General features: G+C 57.5%; 17 protein-coding genes, 1 tRNA gene and 1 riboswitch. Of the genes, 10 read left to right on the plus strand and 8 right to left on the minus strand.

Features of this window, described 5'->3' with window-relative positions:
* Window positions 1-42 precede the first annotated feature (42 nt).
* Window positions 43-1,188, plus strand: coding sequence for an AAA family ATPase (locus LGH74_RS03445; protein WP_226171987.1), 1,146 nt, complete (start codon window positions 43-45; stop codon window positions 1,186-1,188).
* A gap of 19 nt (window positions 1,189-1,207) precedes the next feature.
* A complete protein-coding gene (locus tag LGH74_RS03450) occupies window positions 1,208-1,912 on the plus strand; it encodes a DUF3226 domain-containing protein (protein WP_226171989.1) in 705 nt (234 codons plus the stop codon).
* A 130-nt stretch (window positions 1,913-2,042) separates the two neighbouring features.
* Here LGH74_RS03450 and LGH74_RS03455 read toward each other — a convergent pair.
* Window positions 2,043-2,115 (minus strand) — tRNA-Gly (locus tag LGH74_RS03455).
* Between the two features lie 209 nt (window positions 2,116-2,324).
* Between LGH74_RS03455 and LGH74_RS03460 the strand changes: the two genes are divergently transcribed.
* From LGH74_RS03460 to LGH74_RS03480, 5 genes are all read left to right on the plus strand, one after another.
* A complete protein-coding gene (locus LGH74_RS03460) occupies window positions 2,325-2,957 on the plus strand; it encodes an NAD(P)-dependent oxidoreductase (protein WP_226171991.1) in 633 nt (210 codons plus the stop codon).
* Between the two features lie 25 nt (window positions 2,958-2,982).
* Window positions 2,983-3,222, plus strand: coding sequence for a hypothetical protein (locus LGH74_RS03465; protein WP_226171993.1), 240 nt, complete (start codon window positions 2,983-2,985; stop codon window positions 3,220-3,222).
* A 21-nt stretch (window positions 3,223-3,243) separates the two neighbouring features.
* On the plus strand, window positions 3,244-3,780 hold the full coding sequence (locus tag LGH74_RS03470) for a GNAT family N-acetyltransferase (protein WP_226171995.1): 537 nt from the start codon (window positions 3,244-3,246) through the stop codon (window positions 3,778-3,780).
* A 76-nt stretch (window positions 3,781-3,856) separates the two neighbouring features.
* Window positions 3,857-4,951 (plus strand): dienelactone hydrolase family protein, encoded by a 1,095-nt coding sequence (locus LGH74_RS03475; protein WP_226171998.1) that lies wholly within the window; start codon window positions 3,857-3,859, stop codon window positions 4,949-4,951.
* Window positions 4,952-5,034: 83 nt separating this feature from the next.
* The gene (locus tag LGH74_RS03480) at window positions 5,035-5,232 is read left to right on the plus strand and encodes a hypothetical protein (protein WP_226172001.1); all 198 of its coding nucleotides are present in this window, start codon (window positions 5,035-5,037) and stop codon (window positions 5,230-5,232) included.
* A 64-nt stretch (window positions 5,233-5,296) separates the two neighbouring features.
* On the opposite strand, the gene LGH74_RS03485 is transcribed toward LGH74_RS03480, so the two are convergent.
* The 3 genes from LGH74_RS03485 to LGH74_RS03495 all read right to left on the minus strand — a co-directional run bounded on the left by LGH74_RS03485 (window position 5,297) and on the right by LGH74_RS03495 (window position 8,760).
* Window positions 5,297-7,597, minus strand: a complete 2,301-nt coding sequence (locus LGH74_RS03485; protein ID WP_226172004.1) for a B12-binding domain-containing radical SAM protein — start codon at window positions 7,595-7,597, stop codon at window positions 5,297-5,299.
* 234 nt (window positions 7,598-7,831) lie between these two features.
* The gene (locus LGH74_RS25050; protein WP_226172007.1) at window positions 7,832-8,404 is read right to left on the minus strand and encodes a helix-turn-helix domain-containing protein; all 573 of its coding nucleotides are present in this window, start codon (window positions 8,402-8,404) and stop codon (window positions 7,832-7,834) included.
* Window positions 8,401-8,760, minus strand: coding sequence for a hypothetical protein (locus LGH74_RS03495; RefSeq protein WP_226172010.1), 360 nt, complete (start codon window positions 8,758-8,760; stop codon window positions 8,401-8,403). The genes LGH74_RS25050 and LGH74_RS03495 overlap by 4 nt, the downstream gene beginning before the upstream one ends.
* Before the next feature lie 202 nt (window positions 8,761-8,962).
* Here LGH74_RS03495 and LGH74_RS03500 point away from each other — a divergent pair, with 202 nt between their 5' ends.
* Window positions 8,963-9,226 carry a hypothetical protein gene (locus LGH74_RS03500; RefSeq protein ID WP_226172013.1) on the plus strand — a complete coding sequence of 88 codons (264 nt, stop codon included), beginning with the start codon at window positions 8,963-8,965 and terminating at the stop codon, window positions 9,224-9,226.
* An 82-nt stretch (window positions 9,227-9,308) separates the two neighbouring features.
* On the opposite strand, the gene LGH74_RS03505 is transcribed toward LGH74_RS03500, so the two are convergent.
* Together LGH74_RS03505 and LGH74_RS03510 are read right to left on the minus strand one after the other, a co-directional pair.
* Window positions 9,309-10,406, minus strand: coding sequence for a DUF5074 domain-containing protein (locus LGH74_RS03505; RefSeq protein ID WP_226172017.1), 1,098 nt, complete (start codon window positions 10,404-10,406; stop codon window positions 9,309-9,311).
* Window positions 10,407-10,458: 52 nt separating this feature from the next.
* Complete coding sequence (locus tag LGH74_RS03510; protein ID WP_226172019.1) at window positions 10,459-12,375, minus strand: TonB-dependent receptor plug domain-containing protein; 1,917 nt, start codon at window positions 12,373-12,375, stop codon at window positions 10,459-10,461.
* Between the two features lie 220 nt (window positions 12,376-12,595).
* Window positions 12,596-12,822: riboswitch (cobalamin riboswitch) on the minus strand.
* An 80-nt stretch (window positions 12,823-12,902) separates the two neighbouring features.
* Here LGH74_RS03510 and LGH74_RS03515 point away from each other — a divergent pair.
* The gene (locus LGH74_RS03515) at window positions 12,903-13,505 is read left to right on the plus strand and encodes a DNA-3-methyladenine glycosylase (RefSeq protein WP_226172021.1); all 603 of its coding nucleotides are present in this window, start codon (window positions 12,903-12,905) and stop codon (window positions 13,503-13,505) included.
* 234 nt (window positions 13,506-13,739) lie between these two features.
* Here the strand turns inward: LGH74_RS03515 and LGH74_RS03520 are convergent, their stop codons facing one another.
* Window positions 13,740-14,930 carry a class I SAM-dependent methyltransferase gene (locus tag LGH74_RS03520; protein WP_226172024.1) on the minus strand — a complete coding sequence of 397 codons (1,191 nt, stop codon included), beginning with the start codon at window positions 14,928-14,930 and terminating at the stop codon, window positions 13,740-13,742.
* Between the two features lie 33 nt (window positions 14,931-14,963).
* Window positions 14,964-15,572 (minus strand): hypothetical protein, encoded by a 609-nt coding sequence (locus tag LGH74_RS03525; protein WP_226172027.1) that lies wholly within the window; start codon window positions 15,570-15,572, stop codon window positions 14,964-14,966.
* A gap of 186 nt (window positions 15,573-15,758) precedes the next feature.
* On the opposite strand from LGH74_RS03525, the gene LGH74_RS03530 reads away from it, so the two are divergent.
* On the plus strand, window positions 15,759-16,469 hold the full coding sequence (locus tag LGH74_RS03530) for a DUF4397 domain-containing protein (RefSeq protein WP_226172030.1): 711 nt from the start codon (window positions 15,759-15,761) through the stop codon (window positions 16,467-16,469).
* Window positions 16,470-16,587: the final 118 nt, after the last annotated feature.

Raw genomic sequence — 16,587 nt, forward strand, 5'->3', positions numbered from 1 at the left:
GCCGACCTTTGATTTGTTCTCTTCATAAACAGCTTCTCACTGATGCTTATCCAATCATTGCATGTTAGTCACTTTCGAGGCATACGCCATCTTAAGTTAGAAAATTTGACTAATGTCAACTTGTTGTTAGGTAAGAACAATGTGGCAAAGACTTCCGTTTTGGAAGCACTTTTCCTATTTGCTGCTGCCAATGTTGAAGTGTGGGCTAATAAAATAGATAATGAGCGTGGTCTGTTAGGAAGCGATCAAGGCTTCGCTTATTTATTCTATGGGTTTGATAGCAACCAGCCAATAGAACTCGGTGCAGATATAGTCGTTGATGAATATGTGTCTGGCCATTTGTTTGATGTCCATCGCTACAGGCTAGATGTTGGTGTTGAAGCCGTCTCTAACCCAGATAGTAATAGCCAATGGCTCACCCCCAAATTTAGTCAGCTAAGTACATCACTTAAACAGGAATATCAAACAGAGGGAGTTAACAAAATTAGGGTTACGGTATTCTCTACCGAACCCAGTGCAAAAAAGCCTCTTTCCGTTACGCTTAGCCGCAGAAGTTATGGGCATAATACTCGGGTGAGTACAAGTCGTAGTGGTCCAAACCGCTCTTTAATTAATCAATCAGATTTTGGACAATGGCTAAGTACTCGAATGTCATTTAGTGATTTGTATACAAGAGTTGAACATTTAATTGTCACAAAACAAGATGAACGTCTTGTTGAAATTCTTCGTCTGATTGATCATCGCATTAAAAGTATTGCGCTAGGAAGCAATGATACAATCTATTTCGATTTAGGGGGGCATTTGCCTACGCTATTACCTCTAAACCTTATGGGTGATGGGGTTCAACGCTTGCTTTCTATAATCGCAGCGCTGGCAATTAGGCCAGGAGCAGTAGTTCTAATTGACGAAATTGACAATGGGTTACATTATTCTACTTTAAGAGTACTGTGGCAAGCTATTCTATCTGCGGCAAAAGAATACAAGGTGCAGATTATAGCTACAACTCATAGTGCGGAAGCTCTACGCCACCTCACTGGAGTACTAGATGACAAACAATGGGCAGATTTGCGTTCGACTGTGGCAGTATATACCTTGGTCAAGGATGATAAAGATACTATTAAGAGTTATAGATATGATTATGAGCAGCTTGAGTTTGCGCTCGAACATGACGTAGAAGTTCGTAATTAATAATTTTACTGTTCAGCTCGTGAATACTCGTCAGTTTAACATCTTCGTGGAAGGCAATGATGACCACGACCTAATATGTGCTTTACTTACAAGAATTAAAGACCTTAAGCCTCACCCATCAAAAAACTCCACTCGACGCCGAGACAGCATTACTACATACTTTGAGGTGAATGATACTGGCGATACAATTCTAGTATTGACTACAGGGGGCTGGACATCTCTTGGCCGTAATCAACAGATACAGTTCCAGCAAGCTAGAGATTCTGGTGGTAGAACATTAATTGTTTTTGATGCAGATTATGATCAACCTCAATATCCTCAAGGTGGTCAAGTAAATCGATTAGCTGCATTACGTGCTCAAATATCAGAATTTGAGCCTGATCCCCATATTTATCTATTTCCTAATCCGAGTAGTGATGGTAATTTAGAAACACTTTTACTACAAATAATTTCTCCTAATCATCAATGTGTAATTGATTGTTATGTTGGTTTTGGTCAGTGCTTAGAACAGTATGTTGATGTAAGTGGGAGCCCTATCTACCATCTTCCTATTGATAAACGTCGTGTATATGACTACGTTAATGCGCTACCTCTATCTCCAGAAGAACGGGAAAGGCATCAAGATAAGGGTGGACAGAAAATATTCGAAAATAGTAATTGGTGGAATTTTGATGCCCCTGCTATTCAACCCTTAATCAGCTTCTTGGTCGTTCATCTGACTTGAGCTGAGTAGCAGTGCATCCACATAGATCTATCCCGTACTTGAATAGCATCAGAGGGTATATGTAATCTAAAGTGTAATCTAAAACAAGATCAGCCACCCGGACTTGCGTCTAAGTAGCTGATTCACAATGAGCGAGAAACGAGGCTCGAACTCGCGACCCTCAGCTTGGGAAGCTGATGCTCTACCAACTGAGCTACTCTCGCGGGGTTTGGTATGGGCAAAAGTACGCAGCATTCTGCTAACAAGAAATAGCGGCGGCCGGGTTACTCAAAATCAGGAGGTAACCTGAGCGGCTAGGAGCAGAACTACGCCCAGCGGCAGTTATAAACCCGGCAGTACTACTCAATGACGAGCAATCCGTATGAAGGGAAATTCTGCTTCCTGCCGTTCCTTCGCCCCAACTTAGACCCCTATGAAAGTCCTGATTTTCGGTGCTTCCGGTGCTACTGGCCGCCAACTTGTGCAACAGGCCCTCGACCAACAGTTCAGTGTCACGGCTTTTGTGCGCGACTCGGCCAAGCTTAGGCTGGAGCATGCCAACCTGCGAGTGGTGCAAGGCAACGTGCTGCAGCCCGAAACGGTGGAAGCAGCCATTCCCGGCCACGATGCGGTGCTGCTGGCGCTGGGCGTAAAGAAAAATCAGGCCGGTGATACGACGTTATCCGACGGTACGCAGCACATTATCGAGTGCATGCAGAAATACGGGGTGAAGCGGCTCATCTGCGAAACGTCGTTGGGCGTAGGCAGCAGTAAGCACGAGTCAGGGTTTCTGTTCGGCAAAATTATTGCACCGCTGTTTCTCAAGCACATCATGGCCGATAAGGAGCGGCAGGAAGCCCTGATTCAGCACAGTGACTTGGACTGGACTATCGTGCGGCCCGCGGGCCTGACCAATGGCAAGTCTACTGGCGGCTACAAGATTGCCCTCAGCTTTGCCAATGCCAAGATCAAAGGCCGCGTGTCCCGCGCCGACGTCGCCCAGTTTATGCTCAAGCAGCTGGCTACCGATGCCTTCGTGGGCCGGGCCGTGGGAATTTCCTATTAAGTTTGACCTCTTAACCCTCTTCGCCATGGCGTATCCTCCCGCGGGCCGCAATCCGGCCACAAGCTCCTTATATCTGTTGGCCGGGGTGCTGTTGCTCGTGGCGCTGGCGTTTCGCTCGCCCGAGCTGTACGCCGCCTGGCAAAGCGGCACACTCACTACCGCCCGGGTTGGCCTCACGCTGGCGTTTCTGGTCGGGGCGCTGTTTATGCTGCGCATGGGCTGGCGCCTGCACCGTAACAACCGGCAAAACGACGTTATCGACTAACGCCGCCTTCTTTTCGCTTCTATGTCTTCTCCGCTTCGTATTTCCGTTGCTAAACGTACCCCGGCCGTAGCCGCTCAGCTAGCTGAGCTGGGCCGCCAAACCTTTCACGACACCTTCGCGGCCGATAATACGGCCGAGGATATGGCCGATTTTCTGGCCGCCAACTTCAGTCCAGAAATCCAGCTGGCTGAACTCAACGACCCCCAAATTGTATTTCTGGTAGCTTATATGCAGCAGGAAATGGTGGGATATGCCAAGCTAGGGCTAAACTCCGGGCTGGGGCTGGAGGAAGGAAAAAGCTCGGTGGGCCGGCTGGAAATTGAGCGGCTGTATGTGCGCCACGACTGGATTGGCACCGGCCTGGGCGCCTCGCTCATGCGCCGGGCCATTGAAGAAGCCCGCAGTCAGCAGTGCCGCACGGTGGTGCTGGGCGTGTGGGAGCGGAACCAGCACGCCATAGAGTTCTATAAGCGCTTCGGGTTCCGGGAAATCGGTCGGCACGAGTTCCGGGTGGGGCAGGATGTGCAAACTGACCTGATTCTGCGCAAAGGGCTGTAAGCGGGCTACATTCCGCCCGACCCTTACCTTTGCTGCCCCGCCAACCCCGCTGCTCCTCGTGAGAATACCCGCGCTTTTGTCTTTCCCGGTATTGCACTGTAGCGCCCGTCTGCTGCCGGTGGCCGCGTGGGGTATCATCAGCGGCTGCTCTTCCGGGGGTAGTCCAGCCACCACGCTGCCCCTGCCCACGGGCCACTTTGAAGGCCCCGTGAGCTACCAGGGCAGCGAACTGCGCGTGGCCCTCGACTTGCGCGAAACCGCCCCGGGGCAGCTGGAGGCCGATGTGCATTTTCCGGAGCTGGCCGGCCAGAGCTTTGCCGCCGCCAACGTGCGCTACAAGGAGCCCCAGCTCACGTTGGAGCGCCCCGGCCGGGCCAGCCAAGCTACCGTGACGGCTATTCGAGAGGGCGACTTTCTGCGGGGCGTCTTCACCCTCGATAGTATTAAGGCAGACTTTGTGTGGGCGCGCCGGGGGCAGGCCGCACCGCGCGCCTACCAGGAAAAGGCCTTTGCGGTGCAGACCCACGGCCGCACGCAGCGTCTCACTCTGCTCGTGCCCACCGATACCGTAGCCCGCCACCCCGCCGTGGCCCTGCTGGCCGATGCTGCCTCGGCCGCGTCGGCTGCCGCCCGCGCCGACCTGCTGGCCCGCCAGGGCTTCCTGGCCGTGGTAGTATCAGCTTCTGCTACAACTTCCGAAACAGATTCAACCACGCTGCACACTGTAGCGGCGGCACTTCAGGCGCTGCGTCGGCAGCCCGCCGCCGATTCGCTGCGGGTGGGCTTCTGGCTGCGCGGGCCGGGCGCGGGCGCGCTGCTGCCGGCAGCGGGCCTAACGCCGGCCGCCGTGGCTTTCGTAGTGCTGGAAAACGTACCGGCTGCTTCCCTGGCCGATACCAAGCCGTTTCAGCAGGCCAGCCGCCAGCAGCTGCCCGTACTTGCCCTCTATGCTGGTGCCGATACTAGCCTGAACGTGCGGGAAAGTGCGCGCCGCCTGCGCAATGCAGTAGGAATACGGCGTGGCTCATCAGTCCGTACTTTCCCGCTGGCCAATGCCGAATTCATCGTACCCGGCCGGCTGAGTGCCGATGGCAAATGGACCTGGCCCCAGCAGGCTGCTGGCTTCGCCGAAGGATTGGTAGAGTGGCTACGCCAGCGCAAAGTCCGCTAGGCACAGAACGCTGTAGAGACGCATAGTTGCGTCTCGTCGTTGAACGACAATCGTTGATGCGACGCAGACGACGAGACGCAAGTATGCGTCTCCACACCATCCCGGCAGTGACAAAAGTAGCTCCGGGAGCAACCGAAGTGCCACCCGGCCTGACCGAAGCAGTGGCGGCAACACCCAAAGTGCCGCTCGGTACGGCCGAAGCAGTTGCGGCAGCAACCGAAGCTTCCGTCGGGCTGACCGAAGCCATTCCCAGCATGACCGAAGAGCCATCCGGCAGCTAATTTGGCGCTTCAAATGGGCCAGGCAGCGCTTAGGGCAAACGAAGGCTGGTGTGGGAGAGGATTCTTATAGTACCAGCAGGCCCTTTTCGCGCAGCAGCAGCCAGGCTGGCGACGCCAGAAAGGACTCGAAGCTCATGCCGGCCACGCTGGTAGGGAAGGTGGCAGCCACTTCCTTTAGCAGTAGCTTCGTCTCATAATCAGTACCGAGCTTGCTGAGCAGCTGGTGCAGCCAGGCACCAATAGGGGCGGAGGTTTTGACTTCAAAGTCCTCGGCCTGCTCATAGAAGGTAAGCACGGCGCGCTGGCCTTTCTGGGTGTCGCCGGGACGCAGCTCGGGTGGGTTGCCCAGCCAGAAGAGCCGCTGGTTTTGCTTCGCGAAATCGGGCTTGCCGGGTTCCTGCAAAGCTTTCTGAATGAGTTGGCGCGGCACCGTGGTGCGGGGCGTTTTGAAATCGAACCAAAAGCTGAGCGGCTCGGTGAGGGCCACGCCGTGCATGTAGTTGTAGAGCGCCTTAGCCAGGCCCGGCCCAAACTGCTCGTGGTCGGCCCCGGTGGGGTCGTCGTGCCAGAGGTCGTTCCAGGCAAAGTCGCCGGGTTCGGGGCCCACGGGTACCACCTGGTACTTCGCCGGGTTTTTGCCCACCGGCGAGTGGGCCGTCATGGCGAAGCGGTGCCAGTAGCCGCTCTGCACGATGCCGGCCGCAAACAGCTGCCGCACCACTTCCAGCGAGTCCACGGTTTCCTGGGCGGTTTCGGTCGGGAAGCCATACATCAGGTAGGCGTGTACCATGATGCCGGCCTGGGTGAAGCCATCCGTGACGCGGGCTACCTGAGCAATGGTAACGCCCTTGTCCATAAGGGCCAGCAGCCTATCGGAGGCTACTTCTAGGCCGCCGCTCACGGCAATGCAGCCCGAGGCGGCCAGCAGGCGGCACAAGTCGGGCGTGAAGGTTTTCTCGAAGCGGATATTGCCCCACCACGTAATATTGACCTGCCGGCGCAGCAGTTCGATGGCCAAATCGCGCAGGGCCAGGGGCGGCGCAGCTTCATCCACGAAGTGAAACCCGGTTTGCCCGGTCTGCCGCACAATTTGCTCAATTCTATCCACGAGCAGCGTGGCCGGGGCAGTTTCGTAGCGAGAAATATAGTCGAGCGTAACGTCGCAGAACGAGCAGCGCTTCCAGTAGCAGCCGTGGGCAATGGTGAGCTTGTTCCAGCGCCCGTCGCTCCAGAGGCGGTGCATGGGGTTCAGCACCTCTATCACCGAGAGGTACTCGGTCAGTGGCAGGTCGCTGTAGTCAGGCGTGCCTACTTCGGTGTGCGGAATGTTGGGGTGCGGGTAGTTGATGTACTCCACCACCCCGGCCTCGTTGCGCAGAAAGGTACGCTGGAAGGTGCTGGTTGTTAGTTGTTGGTTGTCAGTTGTTAGATTGTTCTGGTGACCTGAGTTAGGCGCTGATTGACCTGCCTCCGCCAGTTCCTCAACCTGACAACTAGCAATTGACAACTGATAACTAATATACTCCAGTAGCCGCAGCCACGGGCCTTCGCCGTCGTCGAGGGTCAGGAAGTCGATATAGTCGAAAAAGCGGGGCTCCTTGATCTGGCGTAGCTCGGTATTGGGGTAGCCGCCGCCCATCAGGGTTTTCACTGCGGGGCGCAGCTCCTTTACACGGCCGGCCAGGCGCAGGGCACCGTAGAGGTTGCCGGGAAACGGCACCGAGAAGCCTACCACATCGGGCTCGGTGCGGGCTACCAGCGCATCGAGCAGCTCCAGCAGCATCTGGTCGAGCAGGTTGGGCGGCGTTTGCAAAGCCTCGTGCATGGCATCGAAGGAAGTGGCCGACATGCCCAGCCGTTCGGCGTAGCGCGAGAAGCCAAACTGCGGCCCCACGGTTTCCTTGATCAGGTCGCCAAGGTCTTCGAGGTAGAGCGTGGCCAAGTGGCGGGCCTGATCGGAGAGGCCGAGGGTGCCAAAAGCGGCTTCTAGGTCGGCAATATTGTCGAAGCGGGCGGCCTCGGGCAGAAACCGGCTGTGGCAGATGCGCGAGGCGAGGGTAGTATCCTTGTTCTGCAAAAACCGGATGACCGGCCCGATAGTAGCCAGGTAACTGCGCTGCAGCCGCACCATGCGCCGGGCGTTATCCGACAGCTCGAAGCCGCCGACCTCAATGGCCGCAAACACCCGTTGCAGCCCTTGCGCCGAGAAAATCTTCAGCACCAGCTCCAGGCCTAGGTCGGCCTGCGCGACGTGGTAGCCGCGTCCCTGCAGAAACCCCTTGATATACGGCGTGGCCGGATAGGGCGTGTTGAGCTGGGTAAGCGGCGGGGTAATGAGCAGGATTCGGGGCGAAACGGAAGACACGGCAGCACGGCAAAGAGAACCACAAAGATACGCCCAAACAGCCAGGCACGCCGCGTTGGTTCAGCCGGGGCCCGGTGGTTCGCCTGTAACAGCACTGCAGATGGCCTCCGCCCAGCTGCTACACCTGCAACAGCATGCGGACAGCATCTTCGTAAACGGCAAGTGGGGCAGCAGAAGGACTATTCCTTTCTGCTGCCCCACTTGCGCGGAGGCTATTCGTTACTGCCCGGGATGCTAAGCCAGCTGGTCCAGCGACATGCGCTTAGGCAGCAGATCGCGCCGGAACTCACTAACTGAGCGGCCCGTGACTTGGCGGAACTGGTTGCTCAGGTGCTGGCCACTGCTGTAGCGCATCTGGTCGGCAATTTCGCTCAGCGTCATTTCGCCGTAGCTGAGCATTTCCTTGACCCGCTCAATTTTCAGCCGGATCAGGTACTTCTCAATGGTGAGGTTGGCCGTGCGCGAAAATACTTTGCTCAGGTGGGAGTAGGTAGCCGCAAACCGGTCGGTAAGAAACGCCGACGTAGTAAGCGGCATGCGGGCCGTGCGCAGATGTTCCAGGTATTCGCCCAGCGCACCCTTGATTTGCTCGGTCAGCTGCTCAGCCCGGCCCATCAGCACCTCAAAGCCCGCTTCGTGCAGAATCGGGGCCAGGGCGGCCGGGTCGGCGGGCGTGGTATGGTCGAGCTGGGCTTGGCCCAGCGTTACCTGGGTGGGCCGGTAGCCGGCTTGTTCGAGCAGATGCCGCACCGCGTCGATACACCGGGGGCAGACCATGTTCTTGATGTGGAGAAGTGTCGTTTTCACGGATGTTTTGGAGTGTTCTGCCGCGGCACGGGCCGCGTGGGTTTTCGATTAGTTACTGCAACCGAAGCCGAAGCAGGCCGGGTGCGCCGCACGGGCTCCCCATACTTTTCCGACCATTCCTTACCAAACCAACGAGTAGCCGCCCAGTTCACGAAAGGCACAACGCCCAGGAACGTAACGGCTAACAGCCAGAATAATACGAAAAAAGCGCCGGATAATCGACCAAGGAAATGATTCGAAACGCCAAAAAGGTAAGTAGTTAGCAGCAGAGCCAATAAAAAACTTACACCCGCCAGCACTCCAGCGCGGCGCAGCAGGGCAGGGGAGAAAACAGACGGGAGGGCGAAACGATTCATAGGTACGGTTGGGCAGCAAATATACCGCTAAAGCAGTTTCGGCGCTTGACCGGCCGCCACGGGCTATGGCGGAGACGTTCAAAAGGAATAGCTAAAATCCTATATTGGGCTGGCTGGCAGCTTCCCCGCTTCATACGCAGGAACCACGGCGGCGGCCAGCCGTATTCTACACTCTCAGCTCCCTACTTTACAACCCCAACCCATGAAAACCTTTCTGCTCCGACCCCTGGCCCTGGCCTTCGTGCTGGCTTCGGCTTCCCTCACGGCCTGCAACACTGGTACCGACAGCGGTGACACCAACGTAGAGCGTGGTGCCGACAAAACCAAAGACCCCGACCCAGGCCAGATGGGCAATTCCAACACGAATGGCATGGCTGGCGACACGGCCAAAGTAACCACCGGCAAAGACCTCTACGACCGCGCCGGCGAAGCCAAAGACCGTAACAACGACGGCATCGAGGATTAAGAACCGGATATTCTGTAACCAAAAAGCCCTTCTGCTTGCTAGGCAGAAGGGCTTTTTTCATAGCTCAGAAAAGCAGGGTGGGTTAATAGAAAACAAAGCCGTTGGGCAGGATATTAACGGTAAAGGAGTCGATGGCCGTGCCGGAAGACTGGTAGCGGATGAACTTGCCAGCCGTGGAATAGGGAGCAATAGCACCGTAAATCGTGTTGTCTTTAGGGTCGATGCCTAAGCCGTAGAAGCCGCGCCGAATCAGGGGAGTGGTAGGCAGGGTTTTGCTGCTAACGCTCATCTGGTACACGCCCTTGGCGTAGGTGAAATACAGTTGGCCTTTGCCGCCATCTAACTGCAGGTGGCCAGGAAAACCGACGGTAGAGGCAAATTCGAGGCGCTGCACGGCAGTAGGCGCGGCCGGCAGAAAGCTGAGCAGTACGCCTTTGGTAGAAGTGGCAGGGTCAATATTGTAGTTGGCATCGTAGCCGGCGAAACCTGCGCACAGCACCCATACCCGGCCGTTCTGGTCGAGGGCCAGGCTGTTGGGCGAGTCGCCCACGGTCAGCACGGCTTCTTCCGTGTCAGTGGTGGTATTGATAACCGAAACAGTATTCTCGCCGCTATTGGCCACGTACAGCTTACCGCCCGCCAGCAACAGCTGCTCGGGAGCTTCGCCGCTCAGCGGAATGGTTTTAGTCACGGTGTTGGTAGCGAGGTTAATCACCGAAACCTGGCCTTTCACGCCGTAGTCTATCCATTCCGTCACGTAGCCTTTAGTAGCCGAAGAGGCCACGAAGTAGCGCGGCTTTTTCAGCCCACTGATGGTTTTGACAGCCCGCTTCACCGTCTTGAATTCGGGCAGGCGCACCACCTCAATCTTGTTGCTCTGCGTCACCACCACGTAGCCCACCGTATCCACCACCGTCATCGACTGCACGTTGTCGCCGAGCGGGCGGTTGTTAGCCGTCTTGAAAATATCGACGTCGGTTACCTTTTTCGAAGCGGTGTTAAAGATGCTCACGGCCCCGTTGGGCGTATTGAAATTGCCTTCGTTCACGATGAAGACGTTGTCGGTGAGCTGCACCGGCTCGGGCTCAGTACGTTCCGGGTCGCAGCTAAACAGGGCTAAGCTAGCCCAGCCCAGTAGGGCCACCCGCGTGCAGGCAGTAGAGAAAGGGGTAGAAAACATATCAGAAAAAAAGTTGGGTGAAAAATTTCAGGGGGAAAGCCTGGGTGCTGGTTTAGTGCCACGCTACCCGCAGACTCAGCAGGGCCGAGCGGGGGGGCATGGCGCGGTAGGCATAGTTCTGGTACACCACATTGCCCAAGTTATAGCCCTGAGCCAGCAGCGTAAGTCGCCACGCGGGCCGCACCACAAACGTGTGGGCCAGGGTAGCATTCAGCAGCACATAAGACGGCAGATAGTCAGTAGCCGAGTTGTCGGTGTAGCGGTAGCCAGTCACGGTCAGGGCCGTAGTCAGCTGCCACTGGCGCCAGGTTTGGTCGGTGGTGAAGGCGGCGGTGTGCAGCGGTACGTAGCGCATCTGCCGGCCCACTGGGTTCAGGTCGTTGGCGTAGCCTCGCGTTTTTTCGGCCTGCGTGAAGCCGTAAGCCAGCCGGGCTTTGAGGCTGTAGCGTGGCAGCTGCCACCGCAGCTGGGTGTTGACTTCCAGGCCCCGGGCCACCACTTGGCGCAGATTCTGGGGCGTATCGTAGCCGCGCGTAGGGTGGGTGGTCCATTCTACCCAGTCGTTTACCAACTGGTGGTAGGCTGTCAGCTCGGTTTCCAGACTGGCCGCCGTGGTTGGCTGCCACTGGTGCCGAAGACCAGCTTCGTAGCTGGTGCTGCTTTCGGGCAGCAGATCGGGGTTGCCGCCGGGCCGCCAGTACCGCTCGTTCAGGGTAGGAGCACGGTAGCCCCGGGCGGCATTGGCTTTCAGGCTCAGTTGCTGCCGCTCGGCACGCCAAGCCTGCCACTCGGCCCCCAGCGTGGGCGCCAGCGGTGGCCGCCGGCCCGGCACTACGGCCTTTCGGAGGTTGGCGCTGAGTTGAAGCCGGGGCAAAGGGTCGTAACGCAGTAGGGCGAAGCCGGAAAAGCGGTTTTCAGTAATTGGCTGCCCGTAACCATCTACTTGAGCCGCAAAATGCTGGGCTTCGCCGCCTACGCGCAGACTCATATTGGGCCTCAGATTGGCCGTATACTCGGCCTGGGCCTGCGTGGTGCGCACCCGCGAGTTGCTGATCAGGTTGCCGTTGAAATAGTTGAGCACGTCTTCAAACCACGCGCCCCGCACGCTCCACTCGGCCCGGCTGGCTACGTGGCGGTAACCGGTTTGCACGCGGCGGCTTTGGTCCCGCTCCCGTGCGCCGTCATTCACCGAGCCGATAGATGGTTGAATATGCCGGTCAGCGTCGGTGAGCCATACGGCGGCCAGCAGCTCGCCGTGGGTACCCAGTCGCAGCGTGGCGTCCTGAGTAAGGCTCCACTGTCGGAAGTCAGCGTTGGGCTGCCGCCGCCGCACGGTGCCGTCCGCCGATACCGAGTCGTAGTAGAAGTCGTTGCGGGCGGTGCGGTAGGAGGCGGCGGCGCGCACGGCCAGTTTCTCATTGCTGAAGCTACCCTCAGCAGACCCAGCCCGCAGTCCGAAGCTGCCGCCATCCACCTGCACATTGGCCTTGCCGCCTGCTCCCCACACCACCGGCGACGACAGCAACACCGCTCCACCGACCGCGCCGGTACCATAGGCCGCACTGGCCGGGCCGTATTGCACATCTACCCTCGTAGCGCCGTTGGTAGGGAAAAGGGCAAAATCGGCTTCCCCAAGCGAAGGCAGATTGATGTTGAAGCCATTCCAGAGCACCGCGGTATGCCGCGCCGCGGTGCCCCGGATGGAGATGGAAGACAGCTGGCCGGGACCGTAGTTCTTAAGATAAAGAGGCGTTTGGTTCAGCAGCACGTCGGCCAGCGTGCCGGCCCGGTACTGATTCAGCACCGCCGAATCGAGAGTAAGGACGTGGCTGCCCACGGCAAAGCGGCTGGGTGGGCTGCCCTGAATCCGGACGGCGGGGAGCTGCTGCACCTGATGCAGGTGCCGCGCCGAGTCGGCGGGCTGGGGCTGCTGGGCGTGTAGCGCAACCGGCACGAGCAAGCCCGCCAAGCTGGCTGGCAGAAAACGTAGTATTGGCAGCCAAAGCTGCTGAAATCGGTAAAAACCAATCATCCGAACCAAATTTCCGGTTTAGGAAAATTCGGTTCAAAACTCCACCCGGCTTGCCCGGAAGCAAAACCAACGCGAAGCCGAGGCTGAAAACAGGGAAATTGGCTGCTCGCTAGAGCCGCCGCTGTTATCATTCTCCGCCTTTCACCCGAAAGCGCTGAACACTAAGAACGCATAGGCAGGTCTCCTGGCTTGCTTCGGGTAGGCCGCCTTCCCATTTCTCCGGCTTTTCTGAGCTAGAAAAGCCTTCCACGAAACAGTGGCAACAAGTGGGCCTACCAATACTAGAAGCGTACAGTTGCGGGGACAGCTCCGGAATTGAACCGGATTCCCTTTTCAGCCGCGCCCCACAATCGGGGTCTGGCCACCTATAACGGAGCAAAGATAGGGCGTTTTTGGAATGCGCCGCCCAAACGTTCGGCCCCAAAACCCGTTTGCCCAACAACCCGCGCCTTTCTAAACTCATTATGCCCAAAATTCCCCTCGCTTTTTATCAGCGCCCCGACGTGGTGCAGATTGCCCGCGACCTACTCGGTAAATACCTTTTTACGCGTATTGACGGCGTGCTGACCGGTGGCCGGATTGTCGAAACCGAGGCCTACGCCCACATTGGCGACCAGGCCTGTCACTCGCACCTGGGCCGCTATACCGCTCGTACCAAAGTTATGTACGAAGCCGGCGGCGTGGCCTACACCTACCTCATTTACGGCCGCTACGTGCTCTTCAACATCATCACCAACGAAGCCGGCAAGGCCGATGCCGTCCTGATTCGGGGTCTGGAGCCGGTCGAAGGCATTCCGGAAATGCTGCTGCGCCGCGGCCTTACAAAGTCAGCGCGCAACTTGACTGGCGGCCCCGGCCTGCTCACCCAGGCCCTGGGCATCACCACTAAGCACTACGGCACCAGCCTCACCGACGAGCTGATCTGGCTCGAAGACCACCACGAGCCCGTCGCCGACGAGTTAGTAATAGCCAGCCCCCGCGTCGGCATCGACTACGCCGGCCTCGACGCCGCGCTGCCCTGGCGCTTCCGCCTCAAAGGCAGCCCTTGGACTAGCCCAGCACGGTGAAGTGGTGATTTAGTGAGTTTGTGAAGTTCTGTCATTGCGAGGCACGAAGCAATCCGTCCTCTGCGCAGCCCGGCACTCTCTTCTACCAGAAAGCCCTCAATCGTTGCTAAGATTGAGGGCTTTTCACTGAAGGTCGCTCAGCACATTTTAGAGGACGGATTGCTTCGTGCCTCGCAATGACACATTACTCACATTTGGTTTAGCACATTGAAACCACATTAGCACCTGAGCACCTTAACTTATCTTCTCGCACACCAGCACTACCAGCTTGCCCTGCAAATCGGTGGTAGCAAACATGTAGAGGTGGCCACCTTCCCGGATACCGGTGCGGTGGCGGAAGTCCGCTACGGAGTCGGGAAAGTTGCGGGTCGTGACGTGGGCGCGCAGCTCGGGGCCGAGGTGGGCGCGCAGGGCATCCCGGTCATAACGCTCGGTAGCTACAATGCGGAAGATGCGGCCCGGGAAGTCGGCTCGGAGCGTGTCGGAAGTGTAGAGGTGGCTGTGTTGGTGCAGCTTCAACAGCTCGAAGGCCGTGCCGACGCTCTTGAAGCCGCCAGCTTTGAGCACGGCCACATTAGGCTCATACAAATACCCCTGCGCTTCGGCGTAGCGAGCCACAGCGCGGGTTTCACGGGCCTTGTTCAGCCGAAACTCTTGCTGCTGGCCCGTACGAAGCAGGTTCACGGTGTAGCGCTCCGGGTCAACGGCCGGCTCGGGCCCCAGCTCGTACAGCACTTCTTTGCACTCATTATCGACGGCTACTACCCATAGGCGGCGTACCTGCTTGAGTTCCAGCAACGCCTGCTCGATATCCAGCATGGGCGAAGTTTTGAGCAGTACCTGTCGGCCCTTGTGTAGCAGCAGCGGCAAAATGCGCAGCACATCGGGCTCACAGTCCTGTAGCCGGTAGATTTTCTTGTCGGCCGGATTGCGCCGGGCCGGGTCCAGATAAATCCAGTCGAAGGTGTCAGGTGTGCTTTTCAGAAAGCTGAGTGCGTCGCCGGCGTGGCAGCTGATGTTGGTAACGCCCAGCTGCGCCAGGTTATACTCCACCACCGCTACCAAGGCCGGGTCGCGCTCCACGTAGTGCACTTCCGGAATCTGGGCTGCGAAATGCGTAGCGTCTACTCCGAAGCCACCGGTGAGGTCGACCAGGCGCTGGCCCTGCACCAAGCTGGCCTTGAAAGCTGCTGTGCGGGCCGAGGAAGCTTGCTCCACCGATAAGGCCGGTGGAAAAATAAGGTCGGGATTATCGGCCCAGGCCGGCAGCTTGGTACGCGCCTTTTGCCGGGCCTGGATCTGCCGCACCAGTTCGGGCACCGGCAAGCCGGGATACCGACGGGCCTGGAGTGCCAGTTGGGCGGGGTCATCATGCAGATGGTCGGCAACGTATTGCCGGGCCGCTGCAGGAAGCGGATAGTTCATGAAAAGGCTTTACGGGAAAACGCTGCGAACGGCTTAGCGCACGTTCCAGCGCAAAGCTAGCAGCGGCTGGCCACTTGGGGCCGCGGCCAGGCCCACGCCGGTCGGAGCCAGGCGCTGCCACAGGCCGCTGTGGGCCGAGCCAAGACCGGCATTATGGGCATCCACGGCCCGCTGCATGTGCTCGTTGGTGTGGCGGGTAATCATCATGTTGGAAAGCAGGCTGAAGGCGGCTACGCCAATGGCCACTTTCTGGGTGTTGCGGAAGTACTGCTGCTCACCGTCGCCGGCCAGTACTTGCTGCCCATAAAAAGCTACGGCTCCTACAAACGTAAGCCGCTCGCCCAGGTACAGCCACTTCTGCAGGCGGTAGCGGTTCAGATTTTCCACCGCTTCGGGGTTGCCGGCCAAGTAGGGGCGCAGGCGCTGGCCAAAAAAGCCGGCACTCGTATAATCCTTGTCCTGAGGTGCCTCGGTCGAGGTAGTAAAGAAAAAGTTATGCTGCGTGCCATTCAGACCGCGCGCTTTATCCTCGGGGCTGAGGCTGATAAAGGGAGCTTCACTGGCAGGCGCTTTTTGGGCGTATGCTGCCACAGAAGGCAATGACAGGCAAAACAGGAAAGCAGAACGACGAAGAACGGACATGGAGAGCTGCAGAGGTAGAATAGGCGTGAATACAAATGTAGTGCACTGTGCAATAGGTTGCTAAGACGTTAGTCGAGGAAAAAATCCTATTCGTCTAGAAAATCTTTGCAATGCCTACTCAACAAAAACGCTATGTCTTACGTTCTGTCGGCAGTTGAATCTGCATCCTACTTTTTTTCCTCGCTTATGAAAACCCTCGTAAACATCCTGCAGCGCTCATTTTTGTTGGCAGCTCTGCCCGCTGCTCTGGCATTCTCTAGCTGCGGCAACGACGATGATTCACCGGCGCCGGCGCCAGATCAGGGCAGCATTCTGGCGGTACACGCCGCCCCTTACGCCAGCCGCGTCGACTTCCTGGTCGATGACAAAAAGCTGAGCGACATGGAATATGGCAAAACCAGTGGTTACCAGAACGTAAACACCGGTGACCGTAACATCAAGATCAACAACTCTACCACGAGTGCCGTGCTGCTGAATGCCACCCAGAATGTGGCTAAGAATGTGCGTTACTCCATCTTTGCCTACAACACCAGCAACAGTGCCGTAGCCTCGCTCGTCACCACTGACGACTACGGCACCATCGCTTCGGGTAAAGCCAAAGTGCGCGTTGTGCATTTGGCCCTGAATGCTCCAACCGTTGATTTGGGCCGTACTGGCGTAGGTGCTGTGCCCATTGCTACCAACGTAGCTTTCGGTAAAGCTTCGGCTTTTGTAGAAGTTGATGCCGTAGCTACCGACCTGATTCTGCAGGAAACGACCAGCAAAGCGGTTATCAAGACGCTGGGCAACAAAACCTTTGCTAGCGGCAAAGCCTACACCGTGGTTATCCGGGGTGACGCTACCAACACGGCCAACTCGGCCGTAGCCCTGGCCGTCGACTACATCGAGAATAACTAACAGGCACCTTACTTCATGCCACGCCTGTTTTGAGAAAGCCCGCACCATTTTGGTGCGGGCTTTTTGTTGTCTACAGGCCGCCCAACAAAAAGCGTATCTTTGTTGTTGAACCGCAAAT

It is taken from the genome of Hymenobacter lucidus (assembly GCF_020447265.1).
GTDB classification, from domain to species: domain Bacteria; phylum Bacteroidota; class Bacteroidia; order Cytophagales; family Hymenobacteraceae; genus Hymenobacter; species Hymenobacter lucidus.

Excerpts from the sequence above, each read along its gene's own strand:
- LGH74_RS03505 (WP_226172017.1), bottom strand. The coding sequence starts at position 10,406 with ATGTTTTCTACCCCTTTCTCTACTGCCTGCACGCGGGTGGCCCTACTG.
- LGH74_RS03495 (WP_226172010.1), bottom strand. The coding sequence starts at position 8,760 with ATGAATCGTTTCGCCCTCCCGTCTGTTTTCTCCCCTGCCCTGCTGCGC.
- LGH74_RS03500 (WP_226172013.1), top strand. The coding sequence starts at position 8,963 with ATGAAAACCTTTCTGCTCCGACCCCTGGCCCTGGCCTTCGTGCTGGCT.
- LGH74_RS03530 (WP_226172030.1), top strand. The coding sequence starts at position 15,759 with ATGAAAACCCTCGTAAACATCCTGCAGCGCTCATTTTTGTTGGCAGCT.
- LGH74_RS03525 (WP_226172027.1), bottom strand. The coding sequence starts at position 15,572 with ATGTCCGTTCTTCGTCGTTCTGCTTTCCTGTTTTGCCTGTCATTGCCT.
- LGH74_RS03520 (WP_226172024.1), bottom strand. The coding sequence starts at position 14,930 with ATGAACTATCCGCTTCCTGCAGCGGCCCGGCAATACGTTGCCGACCAT.
- LGH74_RS03480 (WP_226172001.1), top strand. The coding sequence starts at position 5,035 with ATGCGTCTCCACACCATCCCGGCAGTGACAAAAGTAGCTCCGGGAGCA.
- LGH74_RS03445 (WP_226171987.1), top strand. The coding sequence starts at position 43 with ATGCTTATCCAATCATTGCATGTTAGTCACTTTCGAGGCATACGCCAT.
- LGH74_RS03465 (WP_226171993.1), top strand. The coding sequence starts at position 2,983 with ATGGCGTATCCTCCCGCGGGCCGCAATCCGGCCACAAGCTCCTTATAT.
- LGH74_RS03515 (WP_226172021.1), top strand. The coding sequence starts at position 12,903 with ATGCCCAAAATTCCCCTCGCTTTTTATCAGCGCCCCGACGTGGTGCAG.
- LGH74_RS03470 (WP_226171995.1), top strand. The coding sequence starts at position 3,244 with ATGTCTTCTCCGCTTCGTATTTCCGTTGCTAAACGTACCCCGGCCGTA.
- LGH74_RS03460 (WP_226171991.1), top strand. The coding sequence starts at position 2,325 with ATGAAAGTCCTGATTTTCGGTGCTTCCGGTGCTACTGGCCGCCAACTT.